The organism is Enterobacter sp. ECC-219, from assembly GCF_043966805.1.
GTDB classification, from domain to species: Bacteria; Pseudomonadota; Gammaproteobacteria; order Enterobacterales; family Enterobacteriaceae; genus Enterobacter; species Enterobacter cloacae_N.
On sequence record NZ_CP143680.1, the window covers coordinates 347,986 to 374,301 of the forward strand.

General features: G+C 56.2%; 16 protein-coding genes. 8 read left to right on the top strand and 8 right to left on the bottom strand.

Annotated elements, in window-relative coordinates; all coding sequences use genetic code 11:
• Nucleotides 1–180: 180 nt before the first annotated feature.
• The 3 genes from V1603_RS01740 to V1603_RS01750 all read right to left on the bottom strand — a co-directional run bounded on the left by V1603_RS01740 (nucleotide 181) and on the right by V1603_RS01750 (nucleotide 11,512).
• Complete coding sequence (locus V1603_RS01740) at nucleotides 181–1,086, bottom strand: OmpA family protein (RefSeq protein ID WP_395313427.1); 906 nt, start codon at nucleotides 1,084–1,086, stop codon at nucleotides 181–183.
• A 44-nt stretch (nucleotides 1,087–1,130) separates the two neighbouring features.
• Nucleotides 1,131–6,518: an Ig-like domain-containing protein gene (locus V1603_RS01745; RefSeq protein ID WP_395313428.1), complete on the bottom strand. Its 5,388-nt coding sequence runs from the start codon at nucleotides 6,516–6,518 to the stop codon at nucleotides 1,131–1,133.
• Between the two features lie 86 nt (nucleotides 6,519–6,604).
• Nucleotides 6,605–11,512, bottom strand: a complete 4,908-nt coding sequence (locus V1603_RS01750) for an Ig-like domain-containing protein (RefSeq protein WP_395313429.1) — start codon at nucleotides 11,510–11,512, stop codon at nucleotides 6,605–6,607.
• 276 nt (nucleotides 11,513–11,788) lie between these two features.
• On the opposite strand from V1603_RS01750, the gene V1603_RS01755 reads away from it, so the two are divergent.
• Entirely contained in the window at nucleotides 11,789–12,412 is a 624-nt protein-coding gene (locus V1603_RS01755) for a response regulator transcription factor (protein WP_192983783.1), read from the top strand.
• 185 nt (nucleotides 12,413–12,597) lie between these two features.
• Nucleotides 12,598–14,247 carry an alpha,alpha-trehalase gene (locus V1603_RS01760; RefSeq protein WP_116342834.1) on the top strand — a complete coding sequence of 550 codons (1,650 nt, stop codon included), beginning with the start codon at nucleotides 12,598–12,600 and terminating at the stop codon, nucleotides 14,245–14,247.
• A 59-nt stretch (nucleotides 14,248–14,306) separates the two neighbouring features.
• On the opposite strand, the gene V1603_RS01765 is transcribed toward V1603_RS01760, so the two are convergent.
• Nucleotides 14,307–15,896 (bottom strand): STY4199 family HEPN domain-containing protein, encoded by a 1,590-nt coding sequence (locus V1603_RS01765; protein ID WP_395313430.1) that lies wholly within the window; start codon nucleotides 15,894–15,896, stop codon nucleotides 14,307–14,309.
• A 147-nt stretch (nucleotides 15,897–16,043) separates the two neighbouring features.
• Here V1603_RS01765 and V1603_RS01770 point away from each other — a divergent pair, with 147 nt between their 5' ends.
• Entirely contained in the window at nucleotides 16,044–16,583 is a 540-nt protein-coding gene (locus V1603_RS01770) for a GNAT family N-acetyltransferase (protein WP_163331098.1), read from the top strand.
• 71 nt (nucleotides 16,584–16,654) lie between these two features.
• The gene (locus tag V1603_RS01775; RefSeq protein WP_395313431.1) at nucleotides 16,655–16,993 is read left to right on the top strand and encodes a glycoside hydrolase family protein; all 339 of its coding nucleotides are present in this window, start codon (nucleotides 16,655–16,657) and stop codon (nucleotides 16,991–16,993) included.
• Here the strand turns inward: V1603_RS01775 and V1603_RS01780 are convergent.
• Both V1603_RS01780 and V1603_RS01785 read right to left on the bottom strand, forming a co-directional pair.
• Nucleotides 16,972–17,574, bottom strand: a complete 603-nt coding sequence (locus V1603_RS01780) for a response regulator transcription factor (RefSeq protein WP_163331100.1) — start codon at nucleotides 17,572–17,574, stop codon at nucleotides 16,972–16,974. The genes V1603_RS01775 and V1603_RS01780 overlap by 22 nt on opposite strands.
• A gap of 173 nt (nucleotides 17,575–17,747) precedes the next feature.
• Nucleotides 17,748–18,506 carry an SDR family NAD(P)-dependent oxidoreductase gene (locus V1603_RS01785; RefSeq protein WP_166712748.1) on the bottom strand — a complete coding sequence of 253 codons (759 nt, stop codon included), beginning with the start codon at nucleotides 18,504–18,506 and terminating at the stop codon, nucleotides 17,748–17,750.
• A 119-nt stretch (nucleotides 18,507–18,625) separates the two neighbouring features.
• Between V1603_RS01785 and V1603_RS01790 the strand changes: the two genes are divergently transcribed.
• The 3 genes from V1603_RS01790 to V1603_RS01800 all read left to right on the top strand — a co-directional run bounded on the left by V1603_RS01790 (nucleotide 18,626) and on the right by V1603_RS01800 (nucleotide 22,185).
• On the top strand, nucleotides 18,626–19,525 hold the full coding sequence (locus V1603_RS01790) for a LysR family transcriptional regulator (protein ID WP_151413439.1): 900 nt from the start codon (nucleotides 18,626–18,628) through the stop codon (nucleotides 19,523–19,525).
• A gap of 51 nt (nucleotides 19,526–19,576) precedes the next feature.
• On the top strand, nucleotides 19,577–20,602 hold the full coding sequence (gene yhjD / locus V1603_RS01795) for an inner membrane protein YhjD (RefSeq protein WP_395313432.1): 1,026 nt from the start codon (nucleotides 19,577–19,579) through the stop codon (nucleotides 20,600–20,602).
• Between the two features lie 260 nt (nucleotides 20,603–20,862).
• The gene (locus V1603_RS01800) at nucleotides 20,863–22,185 is read left to right on the top strand and encodes an MFS transporter (RefSeq protein WP_395313433.1); all 1,323 of its coding nucleotides are present in this window, start codon (nucleotides 20,863–20,865) and stop codon (nucleotides 22,183–22,185) included.
• Nucleotides 22,186–22,245: 60 nt separating this feature from the next.
• On the opposite strand, the gene V1603_RS01805 is transcribed toward V1603_RS01800, so the two are convergent.
• Both V1603_RS01805 and pdeH read right to left on the bottom strand, forming a co-directional pair.
• Nucleotides 22,246–24,288, bottom strand: coding sequence for an AsmA family protein (locus V1603_RS01805; RefSeq protein WP_192983793.1), 2,043 nt, complete (start codon nucleotides 24,286–24,288; stop codon nucleotides 22,246–22,248).
• A gap of 65 nt (nucleotides 24,289–24,353) precedes the next feature.
• Nucleotides 24,354–25,127, bottom strand: a complete 774-nt coding sequence (gene pdeH / locus V1603_RS01810; RefSeq protein ID WP_166712593.1) for a cyclic-guanylate-specific phosphodiesterase — start codon at nucleotides 25,125–25,127, stop codon at nucleotides 24,354–24,356.
• A gap of 229 nt (nucleotides 25,128–25,356) precedes the next feature.
• On the opposite strand from pdeH, the gene V1603_RS01815 reads away from it, so the two are divergent.
• A complete protein-coding gene (locus V1603_RS01815; RefSeq protein WP_116342856.1) occupies nucleotides 25,357–26,286 on the top strand; it encodes a sugar kinase in 930 nt (309 codons plus the stop codon).
• Nucleotides 26,287–26,316 lie beyond the last annotated feature (30 nt).

A 26,316-nucleotide genomic window follows, 5' to 3' on the forward strand; every position in this document is an offset into this window, starting at 1 on the left:
ATCAAAAAGATAAAAAGACTTTTTGAGATGAATTAGGAATATTCTGTCACGCGGAATGGTCTTGCCTTAATGAGACCTGTCTCAATGGAACTGGTTATTTTTTGTCACGAAACAGGTTTTAGAGAGGAAACAGGGGGAAAAGAGGGTGCCCTCCCGTTACGGGAAGGCAGGGTTTAGCGATTATTTCTGCGCAGGAGCAGTCACGTTCTGATCGCCGCTTACGCGTACCACAACACGGCGGTTAGGCGCCAGACAGGAGACCAACGCGCTCTTGCTGGAGGCGTCACAGTCATTGACTACAGGCTCATTGCTGCCCACGCTGGTCGCCGTCATCAGGCGTGCCGGAAGACCGTTTTCAGCCAGCATGGTGCGGACAGTCTGCGCGCGCTTCAGGCCAAGCGCATAGTTGCTACGATCGCTGCCGATGGCGTCCGTGTGGCCGATAACCTGAATCTGCTTCAGTTCAACGTTTTCACGTTTGATCGTCGCCACCAGATCTTTTACTGCCTGGCGACCCTGAGCGGAAACGCCCTTCTCATTTCCCTTACTAAAGCGGAACATCACATCGCCCGAGAGGGTGTAATCTTTGTACTGTGGCGCAAGGTTCTTACAGGCCTCTACGCTTGAGGCACGGGACAGCACGTGCGTCTGCTCACGCAGACCAGCGAGATCCTTTTCCGCCTGCACGCGCGTACGGGCTTCCGGCACCGCATTCATGGTTGAGCTGACGCGCACGAAATAGGTCTGGCCGCCGCTCATCTCGACGTTGTAGCCCTGCTCTTTGCCGCGATACTGCGGCGCATCATTCTGGTACGCGCCCAGATTATGCTTGCCCGGCGCCAGACAGAAAACGGTATAGCCGCCCGGCAGCAGTGCGTCGTGGAATTCGTTATCGACATAAATATGCGCCGCGCCACCTGCGGTGTTGCTGGCATCACGGTAGTAAACCACCTGCGTCTGCGTCTGGCCGACGGGAGCGACAGGCTGATAGGTCTTACCAAAATTCTCCGCCGCCAGCGCCGGGTGGATAACAAATGCGGTGGTAGTAAACAGCGCCGCGAATAAAGAGGTCTTGAAAAAAGTCATAAATCCTCCACAGGCCCCCTCCCGGGGGCCTGGAAAAGTTTTAGTTAGTGATTATTCACGTTGACGGTGACGCCGTTCTGCACCAGCAGTTCAACATCAAGGTTTTCCACCTGGTAAACCTGATATTCCACGCCGGAAACTTTAACGTTGCCTGCATTGGTCCAGTTACCCGGATCGCTGTTGTCTGGCAGCAGATCGCTCAGGTTCACAACATCACCTTTGTTACCCTGAACCATCATCTGTTTATTGCCATCGGCGATAAACAGATCTTTCTCAGCGTGAGTCAGCACGTCGTTCAGACTGATATTCAGCTTGTCCTGCTTGCTGTTGGTCAGATCAATGGTCTTGTGCTGGAGGTTATCCAGATTGATCTCATGACCGTTCAGCGTGCTGACGGCATGGGTGTTGTCGTCATGCTGCTCTTCCGTGCTCATCATCATGCTTCTGGAGGCAGTGCGGGTGGTGTTAACCGTCCAGCGAACATCATCAATCATGTACTGATCGGTGTTGATGGTATTACCACCGCCCGACAGACCACTGCTGGCCCCACGCCCCATATGGAAGACAATATTGCCAATCTCGCGTCCCGCTGGTGCAGTGGCGGAGAAGGTCGCTTCCCCAGAAGGCAGATACCCGGATGAAATCACCTTGCCTGCAGTATCGTAGACAATGAAGGTGGATTTCACGACACTCGATTGAATTGAGTCGTTTGCACCGGAAAGCTTCATGCTTACCGCATTCACACCATCAAAATGCATGGTGATATCGCCGGTCAGTGCCAGTTTACGGCTATTCCCTACACCCCACTGATAAATTGAACCACCGTAACCCGGATAATAGTTATCGCTTAACGTAAATTTCAGACCACTCGCCAGTGTAACCAGCCCCTTCCCATAGCTCTGTGGGGTCAGCGCATTAAAGTCCTCAAAGCCACTTGTTTTCGGTGAGATTACCGTCAGGCTACGGGAAACACCCGCACTCCTGTTACCCGCCTGATCAATCGAGAAGACGCTAAAGGTATGGTTACCCAGCGGCAGTGCAGACGGTGTAAAGCTCCAGCTACCCGTCGCCGAGGCGGTGGTCGAGTAGGTGCCACCATTCACGGCGATATAGACCGTACTGCCTGCCTCCGCCGTACCGTTCAACGTTGGCGTGCTGTCATCCGTTTTACCCAGGTTGGCAACATTGCCGGTTTCATTCCCGACGTTATCCATCACGCTGGTAATGGTCGGTGCTGCGTTAACCGTATCAACCACTACATAGTGCTGGTTACCCAGAGCACTCTTGTTGCCCGCCAGGTCAGTCTGATTAGCACGGAAATACCAGGTTCCATCCTGCAATGCCTTCGGAATTTCCAGGCTCCAGGTACCGTCCGCTTTGGCGGTGGTGGTGTAAACGAGGTTTGTACCGCTCGTCCACCCCTGACTACCCAGCGCCAGCACGATTTCGATCTTCGCGCCCGCTTCCGCACCGTTACCGGTGATGGTCGGACGGTTGTCGTTAGTACGATCTCCGTCAACCAGGTTACCGACTTTACCGCCCGCCACGTTATCAGTAATAACCGTTACGTTCGGCGCGGCAGCCACGGTATCGACAACAACATAGTGCTGGTTCCCCAGAGCGCTCTTGTTGCCCGCCAGGTCAGTCTGATTAGCACGGAAGTACCAGGTGCCATCCTGCAATGCCTTCGGAATTTCAAGGCTCCAGGTACCATCGGCTTTGGCCGTGGTGGTGTAGACGAGGTTTGTACCGCTCGTCCATCCCTGGTTACCCAGCGCCAGCACGATCTCAATCTTCGCACCCGCTTCGGCACCATTACCGGTAATGGTCGGACGGTTATCGTTAGTACGATCTCCGTCAACCAGGTTACCGACTTTACCGCCGGTCACGTTATCAGAGATAACCGTTACGTTCGGTGCGGCCACCACGGTATCCACGGTAATCGCGAAGTTGGTGGAGTTCTCCGAACGGTTCCCGGCTTTATCAACAGAGTAAGCCTGGAAGTTATACGTCTGGTTATAGTTGGTGGTCAGCGGGAAAGACCATTGTCCATTCGCACCCGCCGTGGTTGAACCATGCACCCCACCGTTTGCCGGGTTGATGATATACACCACGCTGCCCGCTTCCGCCGTGCCGCGTAAATCCAGCGTTCTGTCGTTGGTTACGCCACCGTTACCCACCAGACCGTTATACACACCGCCCTGAACGTCATCCCAGGAGCCGGTAATGACAGGTGCGTTATTGACCGTATCAACTGTAATCGAGAACTTCGCAGAGTCCACTGAACGGTTGCCCGCCGGATCGACAGAGTACGCATGGAAGTCGTACTGCTGGTTGTAGTTAGTCGTGACAGGGAATGCCCAGTTACCTTTCGCATCCGCCGTCACGGAACCCGCAACAGTGCCATAGTTATCGATCACAATGTAAACAACACTATTTGCTTCCGCCGTGCCGCGTAAATCCAGCGTTCTGTCGTTGGTCACACCGCCATTACCCACCAGACCGTTATATACACCGCCCTGGACATCATCCCAGGAGCCGGTAATAACCGGCGCGTTTGGCGCTTCGGTATCAATGGTCAGGCTCCACGCAGCCGTTGGTGCGCTCTTCACGCCGGTCGGGCTCTGGAATACCGCCGTCAGAGACAGCTCAGTGCCGTTGTTCTGCTGTGGCAGCGTGTAGTTCCAGGTATTTGCTGGCCCTACGGTGACGGAGTCAAGCAGTCGGGTACCGTCGTAGATAAACACCACATCACCTGCCACACCTTTACCGTACAGGGTTGGGGTGGTGTCATCGGTCACGGCCGGGTTCGCCAGATCGCCCTGAACCAGACCCACGTCATCCGCGACGCGATCCAGAGAACCTGTCGGCACACGCGTATCCAGCGTCAGTTCGAACGGTGCGGTTTGCGCACTCTCGCCTGCGCCTGCGTCTTCGCTGGCGGTGATCTTATAGGTTGCATCCGCTGTCAGCGCCGGGCTGATGGTGTACTGCCATGCACCGGTTACGGCGTCAGCGCGTACGCTGTCGATGTATTTGCCATCAACGTACACTTTCACCAGGGCACCCGCCGTCGCACGGCCTACCACTGTTGGGGTCGCGTCGTCAGTGTGGCTACCGCTACCCAGATTGCCGGTGATGTCACCCTGATCGTCCACAACGTGGCTGATGGAAACACCGTTACGGCTGGTATCCACGATAAAGTGGATAGGGTCAGAAGCCGGACCCACGTTACCTGCTTTGTCTTCGATAGAGACTTTCCAGGTATAGTCGCCATCCGCCAGCGCTGGTGCCGGGGTGTAGCTCCAGTTACCTTTCTCGTCTACCGGTACGCGCACGGTAGTACCGTTACCCAGATCGATAATCGCGGTACCGTTCGCCTCACCCTTACCACGGTAGGTTGGGGTGTTGTCATCGGTGGTGCCGTCATTGGCGATGAGACCCGGCGTGCCGAAGTCGTCCCACAGCTCAATGTCCGTAGGTACCAGCGGATCAACGGAATCGACAATAATCACCCACTCGCCGGTTTCCGGACCGCGGTTACCGGTTCTGTCTTCGGCCACGGCACGGAAGCGGTGCTCGCCCTGCGGCAGATCAGAATCAAAGTCAATGGTCCAGCGGCCACCCGTTACCACGGCACTGCCGATCGGATCCGGGTTAGTGCCATCGTACAGATAGACCGTGGTGCCATCCTGTGCGGTACCGGTAATGGTCGGGCGTGCGTCGTTCGTGATGCCGCCGTTTTGTACCGTACCCACGTGCGCGTCAACGTCGTCGATCACGTCAGTAATGGCCGGAGCCGTCGGAATACCGCCCGCCAGCAGGTCAAACGAGAACGCGTCAGACGGCTCGGAACGCAGCCCCGCTTTGTCCTGCGCCACAACGGTGACATCGTAATGGCCGTTGGCCATGCCCAGTGCTGGCGTCCAGGTCCAGATCCCGGTTGAGGCGTCAGCGGTCACAGAGTCAACGGTTTTCCCGTTCACAATGATAAACACCAGGCTGCCCTTCTCGGCCGTACCGGTAAAGTCCGGGGTGCTGTCGTCCGTAATACCACCGTTAGCGATATTGCCAGTATGCTGACCTGCGTCATCATAAACGGTATCGATCGTCGGTTTTGCCGGCGGCTGCGTGTCGACGATAAAGTCGATCGGATCGGACGGCTCGCTGGCGTTGCCCGCAGGATCGGTGATCACGACTACCGCTTCATGTTCGCCTTCCGGCAGCGGTTTCTCCGGGGTCACTTCCCATTTACCGTCGTCACCGACAATCGCGGTCCCCACGACTTCGTCATCAACAATCAGTTCAATGGTATCGCCAGGCACGGCGCCTTCGCCGCTGAATACCGGCTGCGTGTCATCCGTGGTGTCACCGTTGTGAATAGGGCCGACATCCGGACCCTGGTCGTCCTCGACGTCGCCAATAATCGGTTTGTTTGGTGCTTCAGTATCAATCACCAGCTTCCACGGTGCGGTCGGTGCGCTTTCCACACCGGTCGGGCCACGGAAGACCACGCTGACGTCCAGCGCAGTGCCGTTCGTCTGCTCAGGCAGGGTGTATTCCCAGCTGCCGTCAGGGCGAACAGTGACTGAATCAATGATGTCGCTGCCGTTGCGCACGAACACGATATCCCCCGGACGGCCGGTACCGTGCAGGGTTGGGGTGGTGTCATCGGTCACGCCCGGGTTGGCCACATCACCCTTATAACGGCCTTCGTTGTCTTCAATACGATCGAAGGTGCCGGTCGGCACAACGGTATCTACCGTCAACAGGAACGGACGCGTCGGCGCAGGGATTTCGCCTGGGCCGCTATACTCGCCCGCGGTGATTTCGTAGGTTTTACCCGATTCCAGCGCCGGGTTGATCTCAATCGCCCACTCGCCGGTTGTCGGATCGGCCGTCATTGAACCAACCGGGTTACCGTCCACATACAGCGTTACCAGAGAACCCGGCGTCGCCGTCCCCACGATAACCGGGTTAACATCATCCGTGCTGCTGCCGCTTGCCAGCGGGTTGGTCAGCGTACCGGTGTTATCTTCAGCGTGGCTGATGGAGACCGCATTACCTACCGTATCGATGGTGAAGCTGATTGGCGGGGTAGACGGACCGCGGTTGCCCTGATTGTCTTCCAGAGCGACTGACCAGGTATAAGACCCGTCAGCCAGCGCAGGCGCAGGGGTCCAGCTCCAGATACCTTCTGAACTGACCGGTACGCGAACGCTCTGACCGCCACCGAGGTCGATCACTGCCGTCATGCCCGCCTCACCCTTACCGCTAAAGGTTGGGGTGTTATCTTCGCTCGGATCGCCGTTGTGAATTTCACGCGGGAACTGGTAGTCGTTCCACAGTAAAACGTCACTCGGCAGCGGTGGTAAGGTCGCCATTGCAGCGATATTTTCGGTATTGTTGTTCGTAGTAATGGTCTTTTTCATACAATTTTCCAAATGAATTCTGTTTATGTTCTGGTCTAAAACGTTCTGGAGGCTCCGGTGCAGGAGCCTCACTTTCCTGGCATCAATTAATGGTTCTGTAGCGTGACCGTGACTCCCATCTGAACGAGGATCTCGGTATTCAGGCTATCCATCTGATAAGACTGATACTCCACTCCCCCAACATTCACCGTCCCGCCATCGGTCCAGTTACCCGGGTCCATACCGTTCGGCAGCAGGTCGCTCAGATTCACCGTGTCCCCCGCGTCGCCCTTCACCATCATTTGGTTGAAGTCGTTGTCGTGGAACAGGTTCTGCGTGGCGTTTTCCAGCACATCCCCCGCACTCAGCGTCAGGGTGTTGTTGCCTGTTCCCGTAATGTCGAACACCTCCACTGACTGAATGGTGTGTGTCAGCGCGCTCAGGTCGAGGTGCTGATCCGCCCCCAGCAGCTTCAGCGTGTCGGTGCCTTCTCCACCCTGAATCACCGCACCGGTCAGGCTGGCCACGTCCGCAACCTGATACAGGTTGTCCGCTGCGTCCCCGTACCAGATATCGCCCTGGTTATCCGCCAGGAATTCACCCGGGGTGACGGTTTTCGCCGTTCCGCTCACCACCAGGTTATCGATGCTGAAACCAAACCCGGAGCTGGTCGCCAGTTCCTCGTGATGGATCTCCATCCGGTAAATCGGCGTATCATCCGGGCTGGTAAACGACACCGGGACGTTACGGTTAGGGAGGAAAGCGCTCACCGGCTGCGAACCAATCTCATTGCCGTTGACGTCGTAGAACGTCACCACCGTCGAGGGGCCGGCAAAGCGTGGGTTGAAAACGAAATCAATCGTTTTGGCGCCATACTGGAAGTCAACAAACATGCTGGCTGCCATTCCGGTATCTGTGGACGTGCTGTACAGATACAGGCTGTTGGTGCTGCCCGTGCCAATGACCTGTTTGTCGAACTCATAATCCGCCGTGCCGGTATCTGGTGTGTGGGAGAAACGCATCCCGTGCACCCATGCGCCCGCATTAATGTCCGCGAACTCCGTGTCGTCTTCGAAGCTGTTGGTACTGGTGAACGCGCTGGTGCGGTAGCTGGAGCTGTTACCCGCCGCGTCAACAATCGCCGCGCCCACCGGAATATCGGTGTAACCGCCCGCAGGCATGGTCAGGGTCACGTTACCGTTAGCAATGTCGGCAGCCGTTAGCGTATGGGTGACGGTAACGTCGCCGCTTTTCACCAGCACGGTGTCACCCTCAACAATCCCGCTGCCTGGCAGCGTTACCGTCACGTCATTACCGCTGCGCACCACGTCGGTCGGTGCATCAGGTGCCACCTGATCCAGCACCACTTTCTGCGAGGATTCGGTGTAGTTCCCGGCGATATCGACCACACGCGTCAGGACAGTCCAGTTCGCGCTGTGTCCCTGCCCGTCAACAAACGCCCATTTGTCGCCGTCGACCATCGCTTCAAGCCAGGTGTTCCCGCCGTCAGTGGAGACCAGTACTTTCCCGCCTGCTTCCAGCGGAGCTGAGAGATGACCGCTGACCAGGCTACCGGCTTTACCACTGTTAGTGATGAAGTCGCTGCCGCTGACACCGGAGTCCTGGGTCATCGCATCCACCACCGCGCTGCTTGTCGGCGCGTCGGTATCAATGGTGATTTTCCACTCCGCGGACGGGGCGCTTCTCACGCCGGTCGGACTCTGGAACACCGTCTTCAGGGCCAGTTCCGTGCCGTTGTTCTGTGCAGGCAGTGTAAAGTTCCAGGTGTTGCCCGGGCCTACGGTCACGGAGTCGATCAGCGTGTCACCGTCATAAATAAACACGACATCACCCGCGACGCCGGTCCCGTGCAGAGTTGGCGTGGTGTCATCGGTCACTGCCGGGTTCGCCAGGTCGTCCTGCACCAGACCGACGTCATCCGATACGCTATCGAATGAGCCAACCGGTACGCGGGTATCCAGCGTCAGTTCAAACGGCGCCGTCTGCGCACTATCACCGGTGCCGGTATTTTCACTGGCGGTGATCTGGTACGTCTTGTCAGTGGTCAGCGCCGGGTTGAAGGTGTATTTCCACGCACCGGTCGCCGGGTCAGCGATCACGGTGTCGACAAAGTTGCCGTCCAGATACACTTTCACTTCGGCACCAGGCGTCGCGCGGCCCACAACGGTTGGTGTCGTGTCATCGGTATGGCTGCCGCTGGCCAGATTGCTCTTCAGTTCGCCTTCATCGTCTTCCACGTGGCTGATAGACACACCGTTGTGGCTGGTGTCCACGGTGAAGTGGATCGGCGCAGACTCTGGTCCAACGTTACCCGCTTTGTCTTCAATCGAGACTTTCCAGGTGTAGTCACCATCCGCCAGGGCCGGTGCCGGGGTGTAGCTCCAGTTACCGCTGCCATCTACCGGCACGCGCACGGTGGTGCCATTACCCAGATCGATGATCGCGGTACCGTTCGCGTCACCCTTACCACGGTAGGTTGGGGTGTTATCGTCGGTGGTACCGTTATCCGCAATAATTCCCGGCGTGCCGAAGTCGTCCCACAGTTCAATGTCCGTAGGTGCCAGCGGTTTAACGGAGTCCACAATAATCATCCACTCGCCGGTTTCCGGGCTGCGGTTGCCCACGGCATTTTCCGCCACCGCGCGGAAGCGGTGCTCACCCTGCGAAAGTGCAGTGTCGAAATCAATGGTCCAGGTGCCACCCGTAACCACAGCGCTACCGATTGGCGTCGGGTTAGTGCCGTCATACAGGTAAATGGTCGTCCCGTCCTGACCCGTACCGGTGATGGTCGGTTTGTCATCATTCGTGATGCCACCCTGCTGTACGGTGCCAACATGGGCATCAACATCATCGATTACGTCCGTGATTGCCGGTGCCGGAGGAATGCCGCCTGCTACCAGCTCAAACGAGAACGCATCGGATGGTTCGGAACGCAGACCCGCTTTGTCTTCGGCAACCACTTTCACATCGTAGTGGCCGTTCGTCAGCGCCGGAGACGGCGTCCAGGTCCATTTACCTGTCGGATCAGCGGTAACGGAATCCACTTCCTTACCGTTAACAATGATGTGCACCAGGCTATTTTTCTCAGCGGTACCGGTAAAGGCCGGGGTGCTGTCATCGGTGACCTCGCCGTTGGTCAGGTTGCCTGTTTTCAGGCCAGCATCATCAAACACGCTATCAATCGTCGGTTTTAACGGCGGCGTGATGTCTACGATGAAGCCGATCGGATCGGACGGATCGCTGGCGTTACCGACCGGATCAACGATGACGACGACAGCTTCATGATTCCCTTCCGGCAGCGGTTTCTCCGGAGTTACTTCCCACTTGCCGTCATCACCAACAATTGCGGTACCCACAACTTCGTCGTCAATAATCAGACGCACGGTGTCGCCAGGCGTACCCTTGTCGCCACTGAACACCGGCTGGGTATCGTCAGTGGTGTCACCATCATGAATTGGCCCTACGGACGGTCCCTGGTCGTCTTCAACGTCACCAATGACCGGCTTGTCAGGACCTTGCAGATCAACGATAAATTCGAAATCATCAGACGGTTCGCTGGCGTTGCCTTCTGGATCGGTAATCACCACTTTCCCGGTGTGGCTGCCTTCCGGCAACGGTTTCTCAGGGATCACTGCCCACTTGCCGTCGTCACCGACGATCGCCGTTCCCACCAGTTCATCGTCCACGATCAGTCTGACGGTATCGCCAGGCGCGCCGTTTTCACCGCGGAACGTCGGCTGCGTGTCGTCAGTTGCACCGCCGTTCTGGATTGGCCCCACAACGGTACCCGCGTCATCTTCTACTTCGCCGATGACCGGTTTTTCTGGCGTAACGATAAATTTAAAGTCATCAGACGGTTCGCTGTCGTTCCCGGCCGGATCGGTGATGATCACCTTACCGGTATGGCTGCCTTCCGGCAGAGGGTTTTCCGGCGTCACTTCCCATTTACCGTCTTCACCGACGATCGCCGTGCCGACCACTTCGTCGTCAACGATCAGGCGCACGGTATCGCCAGGCGTGGCACCTTCACCGCGGAAGACCGGCTGTTTATCATCAGTCGCATCGCCGTTTTGGATTGGGCCTGTTTTCGCGCCAACATCGTCTTCCACTTCGCCAATAATCGGCTTAACAGGGGCTTCCAGATCGACGGTGAAATCAAAAGAGTCGCTCGGCGCGCTGGTGCGGCCATCCGGGTCTTTACCGATCAGCACAATGCTGTGGTCGCCGTGCGCCAGCGGGGTTTCCGGCGTCCAGGTCCAGGTGCCGTCAGCGCCGACACGGGTTTCGCCGAGCTTGACGTTGTTTTCCCAGAACTCAACAATATCGCCCGCTTTGCCTGTACCGCTAAATGTTGGCGTGGCGTCATCAGTCACGCCGTTTTGCGGGATCGAGCCGGTTTTGGTGCCGTAATCGTCGTGCACGTCGGTCAGTTCAGGGGTAGCAACAGGTGCAACGGTGCCTTTTTTGTCACCGCCATCGTCACGGTTATGACGAATAATGGCGCCCAGGCCTACCAGCGCACCAATCCCGGCTAACGCACCCAGCGCCAGCAGAGCAGGAGAAAATGCGGTGCCCGCAACGGCCAGACCATCGAGACCTGCAATCGCGCCCGCACCCAGCGCCTGGGCGGAAGATTCACCGTCCAGCAGGAACGCGGCTTTGTGGTCGTCGTCGCCATCGGTGGCGATGTACTCATGCCATTGACCGTCTTCGCCTTTACCGACCAGCTCACCTGGGTTATCGAAATAGTCTTCAATGATCAGCTGTGGCTGATCCTCATCAGTGCCTTCCAGCATGACGAACAGGTCTTTGCCTACGCGTTTCAGCGTAATGTTTTCTGGCGCGACACCATTTTCCCCTTCAGCAAGAATATATTTTGCATTCGGGATGGCCTTAATTTTGACAGCACTGCCAACCTTTTCACTGCGCAGAACGTCAGCTTTGACAATCGTATCTTTATCTACGACTGCAATATTTACTGGCTTGAGAGTCATTTTTTAAATTCTCGTGTAAATAATCGATCTGTGTCCGCGCAACGCGCCAGACGCACTTCCATACGGGATACATTCCCTGGCTGGCGCTATCTTCCCGGCTGGCAAGTGTTGGCTTAATAAGACCTGTCGCAAACCGGTCTTATAAGTCATTTAAGGGAAAGGTTCGGTAGAGATGGCGTGAAGAAAATAATGGCAAAGATAAAGACAAGTCTTGGTTCACTTTTTTAGAGACGGAGAGAAAATAATGTTTTTGTTACCCACTCAGGACAGACAGGAATGTCAGGTAGAAAAGTCATTCTCATGGATTCCAGCCCACTGCTGCGTGCAGGTATCAAGGGCTTATTAACAGAACAAGATTATGAGGTTGTGGCACAATTTCCTACAATCGAGGAATTGCACAGCGCATTACCTGCGTTAAGCGCGGACCTGATTATCATGGAACATCTGCAACAAAGCGCTGAGGTATTTTCTTACCTGGCGAAAATAAGAAAAACGTACCCGGATATTCGGATTCTCATCTTGTCCTCGTCTTTCAGCGATTTTCACATCCAGCTCAGCAGGCGAGCTGGCGCGGCCGGTTACATCAATAAAAATAGCTCGTTAGATAAAATAATCACTACCATCAATAACGTACTCTCCGGCCAGTATTGCTACGGTTCTGAGCTTTGGCATCATCATGCCAGATATCCGCGGGATGCCTCGTTATTATTATCTTTGTCCCATATTGATATTTGTATTTTGCGCTACATTTCTGCCGGCTATAGCAACCAGATTATTGCCTCGATGCTGGACATGAATAATAAAAAGGTGAGCGCGTATAAGCAGCGTATCATGGCAAAATTTAACATTACTCGTCTGGCGGACCTGGTCGATCTGGCAAAACGGAATTATCTGTACTGAGCACCGGAAGATGCCCGGATGACGGTTTGTTCGGGCTTGATGACATAAATCGTTGCAAAACGAATGCTCCGAAAAGAGTGATCTACCGCACATATCCCTCCACATCTACCGAAGCGAATGTCTACGCTTATAAGACGCCCGGAAAAACCTGTCTTTAGAACACACAACCGGAGGTCCTTATCACCATGTTCAACCAGAAACTACAGGCTACCGAGAACATCGAATTCGAGATTGCAGAAGAGCTGCGCTACGAGACCGATCCCTGCGAGTTGAAACTGGATGAGATGATTGAGGCGGAGCCGGAACCCGAAATGATCGAGGGGCTACCCGCCTCCGATGCGTTGACGCCCGCAGACCGCTATCTTGAACTGTTCGAACACGTACAGTCGACGCGGCTGTTTGCGGACAGCAAAACCTTCCCGGACTGCGCGCCGAAGATGGATCCGCTGGATATCCTGATCCGCTACCGCAAGGTCAGACGCCACCGGGATTTTGACCTGCGCCAGTTCGTGGAGAACCACTTCTGGCTGCCGGAAACCTACAGCACGGAATATGTCTCCGACCCTGGCCTGTCGCTGAAAGAGCACATTGATAGCCTGTGGCCCGTCCTGACGCGCGAACCGCAGGATCACATTCCCTGGTCCTCCCTGCTGGCGCTGCCGCAGGCCTATATCGTCCCCGGCGGGCGGTTCAGCGAGACCTACTACTGGGATTCATACTTCTCCATGCTGGGGCTGGCGGAGAGCGGCCGTAACGATCTGCTCAAATGCATGGCGGATAATTTCGCGTGGCTGATCGAACGCTACGGCCATATTCCGAACGGTAACCGCACCTACTACCTCAGCCGCTCCCAGCCGCCGGTCTTTGCCCTGATGGTGGAGCTGTTTGAAGAGGACGGCGTGCGCGGCGCGAAACGCTACCTTGAGCACCTTAAAATGGAGCACGCCTTCTGGATGGACGGCGCGGAGTCGCTGCTGCTTAATCAGGCCTACCGCAGCGCGGTACGCATGCCGGACGGTTCATTGCTGAACCGCTACTGGGACGACCGTGATACCCCACGCGACGAATCGTGGATTGAGGACGTGGAAACGGCCCGCCACTCGGGTCGTCCGCCGAATGAGGTGTATCGCGATCTGCGCGCCGGTGCGGCCTCCGGCTGGGATTATTCCTCTCGCTGGCTGCGCGAGCCGGGCCGATTAGCCAGCATCCGCACGACGCAGTTTATCCCGATTGACTTGAACGCCTTCCTGTTCAAGCTGGAGAGCGCGATCGCCAATATTTCGGCGTCGAAAGGGGATAAAGAGACCGCCGAGCTGTTCCGCCAGAAGGCCAGCGATCGCCGCGCGGCGGTGAACCGCTACCTGTGGGATGAAGAGAACGGCTGCTACCGCGACTACGACTGGCGCCGCGAAGTGATGGCGCTGTTCTCCGCGGCGAGCATTGTGCCGCTGTACGTGGGCATGGCCACCCATGAGCAGGCCGAGCGCCTGTCTGATGCGGTAAAAGCGCGCCTGCTGACACCGGGCGGGATTCTGGCAACCGAATACGAAACCGGCGAGCAGTGGGATAAACCCAACGGCTGGGCGCCGCTGCAGTGGATGGCGATTCAGGGGTTCAAGCAGTACGGCAACGACTCGTTGGGGGATGAAATCGCCTGGAGCTGGCTGCATACGGTGAACCACTTCTACAAGACGCACCACAAGCTGATTGAGAAGTACCACATCGCCAGCAGTACGCCGCGCGAAGGGGGCGGCGGGGAGTATCCGCTGCAGGACGGCTTCGGCTGGACGAACGGCGTGGTGCGGCGGTTGATTGGGTTGTATGGGGAGCCTTAAGTGGGGTGCGGTCTGGTGCCCTAACCCCGGCCCTCTCCCACAGGGAGAGGGAGAATAAATCAGCGAATCACCTCATAAATGGCAGTCTGAATGGACTGCCATTTTTTTGTGGTGGCATCCGGCTGTGACTGCGCACGTCGCGTTGCCATTTCAAGATCGTGCTTCTGGCGCTTCACCACGGCCGGCACGGTGCAGAACGCTTTCAAATACTCTTTACGTATTGAGGTCAGAGACTCGCCGTTCGACATGGCGTGGCTGAGCGTATTGATGAAACGACGACACGGCTTCTCTTCCGCCATGTTCTGCCGGTAGCGCAGCATAAGCTCCAGAACGTCGTCATAGCCGGCCGACATCGCCTCTTCGGTCCATGACAGCTTCCAGTCCATCCCACCCTGTAAGAAGAGCAACGCCACGCGGGTATCGTTGCGGTTAATCGCCGAACGGAAATTATTGTCGTCCCAGGTCACCCCCATGCGCGTCAGCGTCTCGCGCGAGGATGGGGTTTCACGCATCTCCTGCGGCGGAGCCGCTTGCGCCGTACTTTCCGCCGCAGGCTGCGGTTTGCCGCTGGTCACCAGCCAGAAGCCGCCTACCACGATGGCAATCACCATCACGCCAACCGCCCCCCATAACGCACCGGAGATAAGCTGCTCACGCTGTTCGGGCGTGCGCGGCGCGCGCTGGGTCGGTTTTTCAATCGTGTCGCGAACTTCAAACAGATCCCCACCGGTGACCCGATCCATTTTTTGCGCCTTTTCCCAGAAAGCGTGCAGCTCGCTGGCATCCACCGCCATGAATCCAGCCGGGTTGACGCGCGTTCTTCCCTCTTCAAACGCGCGTTGAACCGGCCGGGAGATCTGCATGTAGTAGTTATTCAGCAGCTGAATTTGCGCCGAACTTAACGTTTTCTGCACCGTGATGTTGTTGCGGATTTGCCGGATGTCGTCGAGAAATGTTTGCAGCGTTTTGCGCGGCTCTACCAGGAGCGTCAGCATGGACGGGTCGTTAAACAGCGAGGCGTAGTAGCGGCTGAACTCTTTTTTATCCACCAGCATCTGCGCCAGTTCGCTGAACATCATGCCGCTCAGGACATCGTTGATTTCGCCATGCTTCAGCCAGCGTCGTACGCGGTCAGCGTTAAATAGGGTTTTAAGATGATTATTGAGCCGCACCTGATCGGGCCAGGCCTGCTGAATGAGGCCTTTAATCATTAACTCAATTGCGCGTACCTGCTTGTGCGCCTGCTGCTGCTGAAGCTCGCTACCCGGCACCAGCTCGGTGCTGTAGGTCAGAAGCGGCTGCTGCAGACGAAGATGTTCCAGCGTAGTCACAAACCGCATCGCCGCAATAAGCTGGTTTTCGCTGACATCCTGCCCGCTTTCATACTGCGGGACGCGCTGCTGCAGCAGGCGCAGCTGCAGCGTAAATTCCGACATCTCGGCATCATTCAGGTTGAGCTTCTTCGCAACCGCAGCCCATCCTCCGAGGCCTAAACGCGCACTGTCCAGCTGTTCCAGAAACCAGCGTGGATCTTTTCCCTCAGAAACATGTACATTCAGAAGAAGCAAGATTTCCACCGACGCCTGGCGAATGACCGCCAGACAGTGTTCAAACTGCTCGCGGATATGATGTGATGTGCTGAGAGTCATTGTTTTCCTTAAGCGACAACGAAGACATCCGGAATGGGCACTAACGGCCGTTTTTCTTTTTATTTATACGCGCTTAACCATACCTGACTTTCTGTTGAAATAAAGTGACAACCCTAAAATCATTTAAAAAGCTTCAGGAGAATCTCAATGCCAGTTTTAATGACCTCGCGCCTGACCTGCACCCCCGTGCAGGAACAAGACTGGCCCTTTTTCCTGGCGCTGCAGCAGCATCCCGACGTCATGCGCTTTGTGGCGGAGGACCGCCCCGTCGCGGCGATCCGCGAGGCGTTTGATTCGCGCCTGACGCCCTGGACGCCGGGGAGCGCGCACTGGCTGTGCCTCGTCGTTCGTGACGCCCTCTCACAGGCCCCGCTGGGTCTTACCGGGTATATTCATCGGGAGGAGGATTGCGCCGAAGTGGGCTTTCTTTTTGCCCCCGAGGCACAGGGAAAAGGTTACGGCTTCGAATCCCTGCAGGCGCTTTGCGATTACGCTTTTCATCAGGGCGGTATACGTCGGCTCACCGCCACCGTCACTGCAGGAAATGTCGCCTCCAGGCGCCTGCTGGAAAAAGCCCGCTTCCGGCTGGAAGGCGAGCTACGCGAGAGCTATTACCTTTCCGGTCGCTGGCAAAATGACTGGTTATTTGGGTTATTGCGGCAGGAATACCTGAACAAAAATTCCTGAACAACAGCCATTTGGCGGATATTTCTCCTGCCTCGATTCCTCTACAGTATCGCCATTAAGAGGAAACGAATATGAAAGGTCATGCGCTGAATATTTCTTCTGCCGCCATTGAGTTAATAAAGAAACATCAGGGGCTTTCACTGGAGAAATATCGTGATGAAAAGGGTTTATGGGTTATCGGCTACGGACATGCGATCCGCGAAGGGGAACATTTTTGCGGCCTTATTACACCTCTTCAGGCTGAATATTTACTCCACGAAGATATTCAGCGGGTTGAGACGCTGCTGCAGGAAAAGGGGGTTGGGCCATTAACCCAGCAGCAGCATGACGCTGTAGTACTGATGATATTGAGTTTCGGCGCGGCGTCCGCGCTCCCGAAAGCGGTGCTTCAGGCCGTCGCCCGGGTATAGTACATGGCGGCCTGGGTTCGGTTCTTCACCTCCAGCCGGCGAAAAAGCGCTTCCAGATGTGCTTTTACCGTGGCCGCACTGATGTTGAGATTGCGGCCAATCTCTTTGTTTGATTCACCCGCCGCCAGCAGCTTCAGAACCTCTCGCTGACGCTCGCTCAACGAGAGTAACGCCTGCGCTGACGATTGCTGGCTGACCCACTCGCCGGGAAAGCAGACCATCCCTCTCGACACAGAATCCAGCACGGCGGCAAACCGCTCAGGGTTGGCGTTACGGGGGATAATAGCCATCACGTTTCGCTGCATGAGTTGCTCAACCCATCTGGTCTCTTTTTTTGCCAGAACCATCATCACCCGTACCGAAGGGAAGCGATGCATGATTTCGTCCAGGAAAGAACTCTCCTCATCCTGAATTAAATTGCCGTCAATCATGACGATAGCAGACGGTGACGCGGATATTTGCGCCCATAAATCGTCTGCCTGACAAGTCCCCGTTATATTTATTTCAGGAATTAATTTCCGCAAACCGTGTATCGCTCCATGAATAAATATCGACTGCCTGTCAAACATGATTACTCGCATCGTATTTCTCCCTCTGAGAATAGCGAAGGGGGATTCTACAGAGGCGCAATTTAAGAAAAAACTCAATGAATGCAGAGGTTACAAATCCGCCAGTGGTTTTTATATTTACCCGTATTTTGACACATCCATATTAAGGATTTCCTTAAGGGGTTCCCTCCCCTTAACATCAGACATCACAGGAACATACCGCCTGAAACTTCAATACGTTGCGCATTCATCCAGCCCAGCCTGTCGCTGAGCAGGGCCGCAATGGCATCGCCGATATCGTCCGGCAGCCCCACCCGCCCCAGCGCCGTCTGTGACGCCAGCATCTGGTTAAGCTGCGCGTTGTCGCGCACGCGTCCCTCGCCAAAGTCGGTTTCGATCGCGCCTGGCGCGATAATATTGACGGAGATTCCGCGCGCCCCAAGCTCCTTCGCCTGATAGCGGGTGAGCACTTCCATCGCCCCTTTCATGGCCGCGTAGGTTCCTGAACCTGGCTGGGTAAAGCGGGCCAGTCCGCTGGAGACGTTGAGGATCCGCCCCCCGTCGTTAAGCAGGGGCAGCAGGCGTTGCGTCAGGAAGAAAGGCCCTTTGAAGTGAATGTTCAGCGCTTCATCAAACTGGGCTTCCGTCGTGTCGGTGTAGGGTGCGTATAAACCCGTCCCGGCGTTGTTCAATAAATAATCAAAGGTTTCACGCTGCCAGACGCTGCTCAGGATCTCCTGAAGCTGGTGAGCAAAATTTTCGAAACTGGCAATATCACCGACGTTGAGCTGTAATGCCGCCGCCTTGACGCCTTTTCCCTGAATTTCGCGCACCACGTCCAGCGCTTCCTGCTGGCTACGATTGTAGGTCAGGATAATTCCCGTGCCGTCTGCCGCCAGCTTTAACGCAGCGTTTTTACCCAATCCACGGCTACCACCCGTCACTAATGCGATACGTTCAGTCATCATAAACCTCGTTTTGGCTGTTATGGAGATTGAGAAAGAGCTTATTAGGTGATAGAAGATCAATAAAGATGGGAAATAACGCTTCACTGTTTCAATACAAACAACAATGAGCTTCATCTATGGATAAAATTCACGCAATGCAGCTGTTTGTTCGCGTCGCGGAACTGGAAAGTTTTTCCCGCGCGGCAGAGACATTAACGCTTCCGAAAGGCAGCGTTTCCCGGCAAATCCAGGCTCTGGAAAACCGGCTTGGCACCCAGCTACTGCACCGCACCACGCGCCGCGTCAGCCTGACGCAGGACGGCATGGTCTATTACGAACGGGCAAAAGATCTGCTGGCGAACCTGGATGAACTCGACGGTATGTTTCAGCACGATCCCTCCAGCATCAGCGGAAGGCTCCGCGTGGATATGCCCGTCGGTGTTGCTCGAAATGTCGTCATCCCCAAACTGCCTGCTTTTTTACAGCAGTATCCGGGTATCGAACTGGAGCTCAGCAGCAGTGATCGCCTGGTGGATGTGATCCGCGAAGGGTTTGATTGCGTCGTCCGCGTGGGTTCCCTGAAGGACTCAGGGCTGATTGCCCGTCCGCTGGGCAAGCTGTCGGTGATCAACTGTGCCAGCCCGGATTATCTGGCGCGTTTTGGCTACCCCGACACGCTGGACGATTTAGGCTCGCACGCCGTGATTCATTACGCCGCGATGCTGGGAAGTCGCCCTCAGGGCTTTGAATTTTATAACGGCAGCACGACGCAGTGGATAAAAACAGGCGGGGTGCTAACCGTAAACAGCACGGAAACTTACCAGGCCGCCTGCCTTGCCGGGCTGGGGATCATTCAGGCCCCGCGCGTTGGGGTACGCGACCTGCTGCGCGCGAAGAAACTGATTGAGATCCTCCCGCAGTATCGCGCGGAACCGATGCCTGTCTCCCTGATTTACCCCCACCGGCGCAACCTCTCTCGCCGGGTTCATCTGTTTATGGAGTGGCTGACCGAACTCACAAAAGCTTACGTGGATTAGTCGCAAGCTATAATTCAGTAACATCCAGCCAAACGAAAAAGGAAAAGACGCGTGACGCCGGAAAATAACCCGCAACGACCCACCCAACATTTAGATTATGAACCCATCAAGAAGATGGAAACCGAGCCAGAAGAGGCTAAAGCCCCCGGTACCGCCAGCAAGGCGCTGGGCACCGTCACCAGCCTGGCGGAGAGAATTCAGCAGTTTCCCATGGTTGCGCATCTGATACGTGCGGCCGAACGCTTTAATGACCGCATGGGGAACCAGTTCGGTGCCGCGATCACCTATTTTTCGTTCCTGTCGATGATCCCCATCCTGATGGTGTCGTTTGCAGCGGCAGGCTTTGTGCTCGCGTCGCACCCGACGCTGCTGCAGGATATCTTCAACAAGATCCTGAATAACGTCAGTGACCCGACCCTTGCCACCACGCTGAAAAGCACCATCAATACCGCCGTTCAGCAGCGTACTACTGTCGGCATCGTCGGTTTGCTGATCGCCCTATATTCCGGCGTTAACTGGATGGGCAACCTCCGCGAGGCCATTCGCGCCCAGTCGCGCGACGTGTGGGAGCGCACGCCTCAGGATCAGGAGAAAATTTGGATTAAGTATTTCCGCGACTTTGTTTCGCTGATAGGCCTGCTTATTGCGCTGGTCGTAACGCTCTCGATCACCTCTGTTGCCGGTTCAGCGCAGCAGATGATTATTTCTGCGCTCTATCTTGATTACATCGAATGGCTGAAGCCCGCCTGGCGCGGCATCGGGCTGGCGATTTCTATCTTCGCCAACTACCTGCTGTTCTTCTGGATTTTCTGGCGCTTGCCTCGCCATCGTCCGCGCAAGAAGGCGCTGCTCCGGGGTACGTTGATTGCGGCAATCGGCTTTGAGGTGATTAAGATCGTGATGACCTACACCCTGCCGTCGCTGGTGAAATCCCCCTCCGGCGCGGCGTTTGGCTCGGTGCTCGGACTGATGGCCTTCTTCTACTTCTTCGCCCGCCTGACCCTGTTCTGCGCGGCGTGGATTGCCACCGCCGAGTACAAAGGCGACACGCGAATGCCAGGAAAAACACACCGCTAACTCCGCTCTCGGGCTGATATTTCAGCCCGACTCATCATTTCAGCATATAAATCCAGTCCGTAACTTTTATTTAACCGAAAACCAGTTTTATCCACCAATATTTAAAAACTGTGAAGCATTTCATGGAAGAATTTTGGCTGGCCTGAAAATTATCCGCTTTTTGTTGCTTTTTTCACCAGAACGCGGCTTTGTTACAGATTGAAATGTCGCTTTTGCTGTGCGTAATATGGCCTTTCGTTCGACAAAAATAAGAAAATATTATGCAATCAACAGCCACAACACTCGACTCTGGTACGGAACACGTCCCGGTAAACTCGCGCAATAAAGTTGTCGTCGCCTCGCTAATTGGCACTGCCATTGAGTTCTTCGACTTTTACATTTACGCCACCGCGGCGGTCATCGTTTTCCCGCATATTTTCTTCCCGCAGGGAGACCCGACGGCGGCAACGCTACAGTCTCTGGCGACCTTTGCTATCGCGTTTGTGGCGCGTCCGATTGGCTCTGCGCTGTTTGGACATTTTGGCGACCGCATTGGTCGTAAGGTCACCCTGGTGGCCTCGCTGCTGACGATGGGGATCTCCACCGTGGCGATTGGCCTGCTGCCGACCTACGAAACCATCGGCATTCTGGCGCCGGTTCTGTTGGCGCTGGCGCGTTTTGGTCAGGGTCTGGGGCTGGGTGGTGAATGGGGTGGCGCGGCGCTGCTGGCGACCGAGAACGCCCCGCCGCGTAAACGCGCGCTGTACGGTTCATTCCCGCAGCTTGGCGCGCCGATTGGCTTCTTCTTTGCCAACGGGACCTTCCTGCTGCTCTCCTGGCTGCTGACGGACGAACAGTTCATGAGCTGGGGCTGGCGTATTCCGTTTGTCTTCTCGGCGGTACTGGTGCTGATTGGCCTGTACGTCCGCGTTTCCCTGCATGAGACGCCGGTGTTTGCGAAAGTGGCTGCGGCGAAAAAACAGGTAAAAGTGCCGCTGGGCACCCTGCTGACCAAACACCTCCGCGTAACCGTGCTTGGCACGTTTATCATGCTGGCGACCTACACGCTGTTCTACATCATGACGGTGTACTCCATGACCTACAGCACCGCCGCCGCGCCGGTAGGGCTGGGCCTGCCGCGTAACGAAGTGCTGTGGATGCTGATGATGGCGGTGATTGGGTTTGGCGTGATGGTACCGATTGCCGGCCTGCTGGCGGATAAATTCGGCCGTCGTGCGAGTATGATTACGATCACCACGCTGATCATTCTGTTTGCTCTGTTCGTCTTCCCGCCGCTGTTGAGTTCAGGTAACCCGGCGCTGGTGATGGCGTACCTGCTGATTGGCCTGAGCCTGATGGGACTGACCTTCGGCCCGATGGGCGCGCTGCTGCCGGAGCTGTTCCCGACGGAAGTGCGTTATACCGGCGCGTCGTTCTCCTATAACGTCTCCTCCATTCTGGGCGCGTCCGTGGCGCCGTATATCGCCACCTGGCTGCAGGCAAATTATGGTCTGTTCTACGTGGGGGTGTATCTGGCGGCCATGGCGGCGCTGACGCTGATTGCCCTGCTGCTGATGCACGAGACTAAGCATCAGGCGCTGTAATTTATTGCGGCCTGATGCCCTCACCCCGACCCTCTCCCACAGGGAGAGGGAGAAAGGGAGCTACTTCTTCATCTGCGACAAAATCGTCCGGCACTGATTCGCTTCGCCTTCTGACGGCGAGATCAACGCCAGCAGCGCGGCGGCCGGGGTGACCAGCGTCGCGAGGGCTGCGGCCACCGCGCCACGCGCAATCAGCGGTCCGGGCTTGACGCCCGCCTGCGGATTTTTAAAGGTCCCGCGCACGTAAAGCGGCGAGCGCAGGGTAATAATACGAATCCCCTTACTTTCCGGGTCAATGGTCAAATCCAGCTGCTCCGAGGCCATGCTGGCAGTACCGGTCACGTTAATCACCGCGTTTTCCGTGTCGAAGGCAAAAATCTGCGGACGCGCCACGCCGTTAACCAGATCCACATTCGCCGCTGCGCAGTTCACCCGCACCTCATCATCGCCAAAGATTTGCCCGATGATAAAGTTACCGACGTTTAGCCCCAGGATCTCCATCAGGTTGCGGCTGACCAGCCCGTCGTTCATCAGCAGTTTCAGGTTACCGTTGCCGCTGCCCAGCAGCGCCGCCACGGAATTCCCCACCCCGCGAATGTCCGCATCGCCGTTCATTTCACCGAGGGTTTTCTGCATCAGCTCCACGTTCGGCATCAGCTCTTTCAGCTTCAATCGACGCGCCTGGATCTCCGCACGTCCCTGCATCGGCTTCTTATCGCCTTCCAGGTGAATGTTGGAGGAAATCGTCCCGCCCGCCATGCCAAACTTCAGCGGCTGCAGGCGCAGATCGGCATTTTTCAGGATGATATGCGTCGACAGATCGCTCAGCGGCAGCGTGCTGCCATGCTCAATTTTACGCCCTTTGAAGCGCACATCCGCATCCATCACGTCCCATTTGTCGGTTTCAAAGCGATCGTAAGGCAACACTTTACCCGCAGGCTGAACGTCCTTTTTGACCTCTTTTGATTTGGTGCCTTTTCCGGAATCCACGCCAATCAGCGGGCCAAGATCGGCCAGACGAAGCTGGCGAGATTCGACATCCCCTTCCAGTTTCGGCCGTGGTTTTCCGGTGGTGTAGGTCAGCGTGCCGTGGATATCGCTGTCGCCGATGCGGCCGTTGAAATCCCGGTAGTCAAAAACGGACGATTTTTCGGTGTCGATTTTGGCAACCAGATGCCCGTCCGTTTCGAACGGCGGGGTATCCGGCAGCAGTACGCCGGTCAGTTCATACAATTCACCCAGCGAGTCACCGGCAAACTTGAGCTGGAGGTCGACGCCCCCCATGTTCATCGGGTCGTTAACCGTGCCCACGAACGCCACGCGCGTGTTCCCCGAGCGGAAATCCGCCTGCACCGGGAACGGCGTGCCTTCGCTCCTGAGCGCCAGCATGCCGCCGATTTTCCCTTGCCCGGTCAGCGGCTGGCCGTTGTAGCGCCCTTTTGCAGTTAGGCCGAAGACATAGTCACCCGCTTTGGTGCTATCGTCTTTCGCTTTGTTGCCCGTGACTTCGCTAAATGGCAGCGGTTTGCCCAGCGGATCGACCAGGATCTCCACGTCCGCCTTGCTGACCTTATCGTCGATGGCGATCCGCCCGCGATCAAAAAGAATATTGTCGAGACGGAATGACCATGATGAGGGTTGAGCATTTGGATCCTTTTCACCGTCGCTGGCAAGGTTAAACGTCCAGTTATTGTTTTTTTCAGAGAGGCGGATCAGGCGCGCATCGGGCTGCTGGAGCTTGATCCACGGCAGATAGACGGTTTTGGTCAGCAGCGCTAACGGTGCCAGCGTGGCCTCCACGCGCGGCAGATGGATCATGGTTACTTCGGGGATATCCGGCGGGTTGCCGAGAATAATGTCGTCGGCGTGGACGTGGGGCCAGGGGATCCAGCTTCGCCAGCCGGTCTCCTCTTTCTGACGCTCCCATACCACACCCAGATCGCCTCGGATGGCGAAGGGACGGTTCAGCTCAGCGGAGACTTTCTGGTTGATGGTCGGCTTAAGGCGGTTCCAGTCAAACGTCGCGATAATGACGACGACGATTGCGATCAACAACAAGAAAATCCCTGTAGTCCAGGAAATGACCCTGGTTGTTTTTGTCATTGTTATCCCCTTTCCTGATGACCTGTCCTGTAAAACTATAGTCCAGACAAAGGGAAGCGGGGTTATCAGAGGGTCGTTCTGACGCTTTCGAGGAGATCCATCGGCACGGGGCGAGAGAGGAAATAGCCTTGCGCCGCCGCTGCGGGAGAGTTTTGCACGTCACGCCACTCTTCCAGCGTTTCCACGCCTTCAACGATCACGCCCTGGCAATAGCGATTCATCAGCTGCAATAACAGCGTAAACAGATTCCGTCCTTCCGGGGTCTGGCGCAGCATGATGAACAGATCGCGGGCCACCTTGATGTAATCATAGCGAACTTCGCTGAGGGCCGAGAAGTTCGCCATACCGGTGCCAAAGTCATCCAGCCACAGCGGACCAAATTCACACATCGACGCAAAAGAGGAATCCTGCGGCAGGCGAACATGCTCCACCAGCTCAAAGCGCAGCCACGGCAGAGTGGCGATCAGCTCCTGCAGTTTCGCGTTCTGACGCAGCGCCAGCAGGGTCGGGCCGTCCACGTTAACCGAGGCGAGGATAGTATGCTGCTCGAAAAAGGCCTGTTTTGTCGCCAGCATACGGAGCTGCTCTTCCAGCACGTCCAGACGCTGGCGAACGGCAACTTCGGCAAAATAGCGATCCGGCGCGATACGCTGGGAAGGGTTTGACGGGTGCGTGACGACGGTCAAAACTTCAATTGCCATCAGTCGACCGTCCGTTCGGTAGATCGGCTGATACGTGTACGCACGCTCGCATTGCAGCCAGTAGCGATGCTCCTGCAAGTTCTCAATACTTGCCTCAGGCGTAGTGCTCAGCCGCTGGATAACCTGCTCTGACTTCATTTCAGATGTCCTGTTGTTGGGATGGCCTTTCTGGACTCGTCACTGGGTTATCGGCGCGATAATTGAGAACTTTATGTTCAATTCACCGTGAAAATGAAATTAAGATGACAGAAATTTGCCGGAACACGCGCTGGCTCAAATAAAATAATGGAACGTCGTTTTAATATAGTTGACCATCTAATTCACTCAGCGCACACTGCTGAAAATTCTTCTGTTCAGGTTCATGACTATGTCCAAAAAAATTGCCGTGATTGGCGAATGTATGATTGAGCTGTCCCAAAAAGGCGCGGAAGTCAGCCGCGGATTTGGTGGCGATACGTTAAACACGTCCGTTTACATTGCCCGTCAGGTTGCGCCTGAAGCACTCGCCGTGAACTACGTCACCGCTCTTGGTACGGACAGCTTCAGCCAGCAGATGCTGGAAGCCTGGCAGAGTGAACATGTTGAAACGTCGCTGATCCAGCGTATGGAAAACCGCCTGCCTGGGCTGTATTACATCGAAACCGACAGCACCGGCGAACGCACGTTTTATTACTGGCGTAACGAAGCCGCGGCCAAATTCTGGCTGGAGAGCGATGCTGCCGCAGCCATCTGCGAAGAGCTGGCGACGTTTGACTATCTCTATCTGAGTGGGATCAGCCTGGCGATTTTAAGCCCGGCCAGCCGCGAAAAGCTTCTCTCGCTGCTGCGCGAATGCCGCGCCAACGGCGGGAAGGTGATTTTCGATAACAACTACCGCCCGCGCCTGTGGGCCAGCCGCGAAGAGACGCAGCAGGTTTATCAGCAGATGCTTCAGTGCACGGACATCGCCTTCCTGACGCTCGACGATGAAGACGCCCTGTGGGGTGAGAAGCCGGTCGATGACGTGATTGCCCGTACGCACGCAGCAGGCGTGAGCGAAGTGGTGATTAAGCGTGGTGCGGAGTCGTGCCTGGTCGCGATTGCGGGTGAAACGGTGGTTGAGGTCCCTGCGGTGAAGCTGCCCAAAGAGAAAGTGATTGATACCACCGCAGCGGGGGATTCCTTCAGCGCGGGTTACCTGGCGGTACGCCTGACGGGGGGAACGCCGGAAGCGGCGGCACAGCGTGGGCACCTGACGGCCAGCACCGTGATTCAGTATCGCGGGGCGATTATTCCGCGCGAGGCGATGCCTGTTTAAGTAAGGTGCGGGCTGATGTCCTCACCCTAA

Bases quoted from the DNA above. Each gene is read 5' to 3' on its own strand.
- V1603_RS01740 (WP_395313427.1), bottom strand. From the start codon at position 1,086: ATGACTTTTTTCAAGACCTCTTTATTCGCGGCGCTGTTTACTACCACC.
- V1603_RS01745 (WP_395313428.1), bottom strand. From the start codon at position 6,518: ATGAAAAAGACCATTACTACGAACAACAATACCGAAAATATCGCTGCA.
- V1603_RS01750 (WP_395313429.1), bottom strand. From the start codon at position 11,512: ATGACTCTCAAGCCAGTAAATATTGCAGTCGTAGATAAAGATACGATT.
- V1603_RS01755 (WP_192983783.1), top strand. From the start codon at position 11,789: ATGTCAGGTAGAAAAGTCATTCTCATGGATTCCAGCCCACTGCTGCGT.
- V1603_RS01760 (WP_116342834.1), top strand. From the start codon at position 12,598: ATGTTCAACCAGAAACTACAGGCTACCGAGAACATCGAATTCGAGATT.
- V1603_RS01765 (WP_395313430.1), bottom strand. From the start codon at position 15,896: ATGACTCTCAGCACATCACATCATATCCGCGAGCAGTTTGAACACTGT.
- V1603_RS01770 (WP_163331098.1), top strand. From the start codon at position 16,044: ATGCCAGTTTTAATGACCTCGCGCCTGACCTGCACCCCCGTGCAGGAA.
- V1603_RS01775 (WP_395313431.1), top strand. From the start codon at position 16,655: ATGAAAGGTCATGCGCTGAATATTTCTTCTGCCGCCATTGAGTTAATA.
- V1603_RS01780 (WP_163331100.1), bottom strand. From the start codon at position 17,574: ATGCGAGTAATCATGTTTGACAGGCAGTCGATATTTATTCATGGAGCG.
- V1603_RS01785 (WP_166712748.1), bottom strand. From the start codon at position 18,506: ATGACTGAACGTATCGCATTAGTGACGGGTGGTAGCCGTGGATTGGGT.
- V1603_RS01790 (WP_151413439.1), top strand. From the start codon at position 18,626: ATGGATAAAATTCACGCAATGCAGCTGTTTGTTCGCGTCGCGGAACTG.
- V1603_RS01800 (WP_395313433.1), top strand. From the start codon at position 20,863: ATGCAATCAACAGCCACAACACTCGACTCTGGTACGGAACACGTCCCG.
- V1603_RS01805 (WP_192983793.1), bottom strand. From the start codon at position 24,288: ATGACAAAAACAACCAGGGTCATTTCCTGGACTACAGGGATTTTCTTG.
- pdeH (WP_166712593.1), bottom strand. From the start codon at position 25,127: ATGAAGTCAGAGCAGGTTATCCAGCGGCTGAGCACTACGCCTGAGGCA.
- V1603_RS01815 (WP_116342856.1), top strand. From the start codon at position 25,357: ATGTCCAAAAAAATTGCCGTGATTGGCGAATGTATGATTGAGCTGTCC.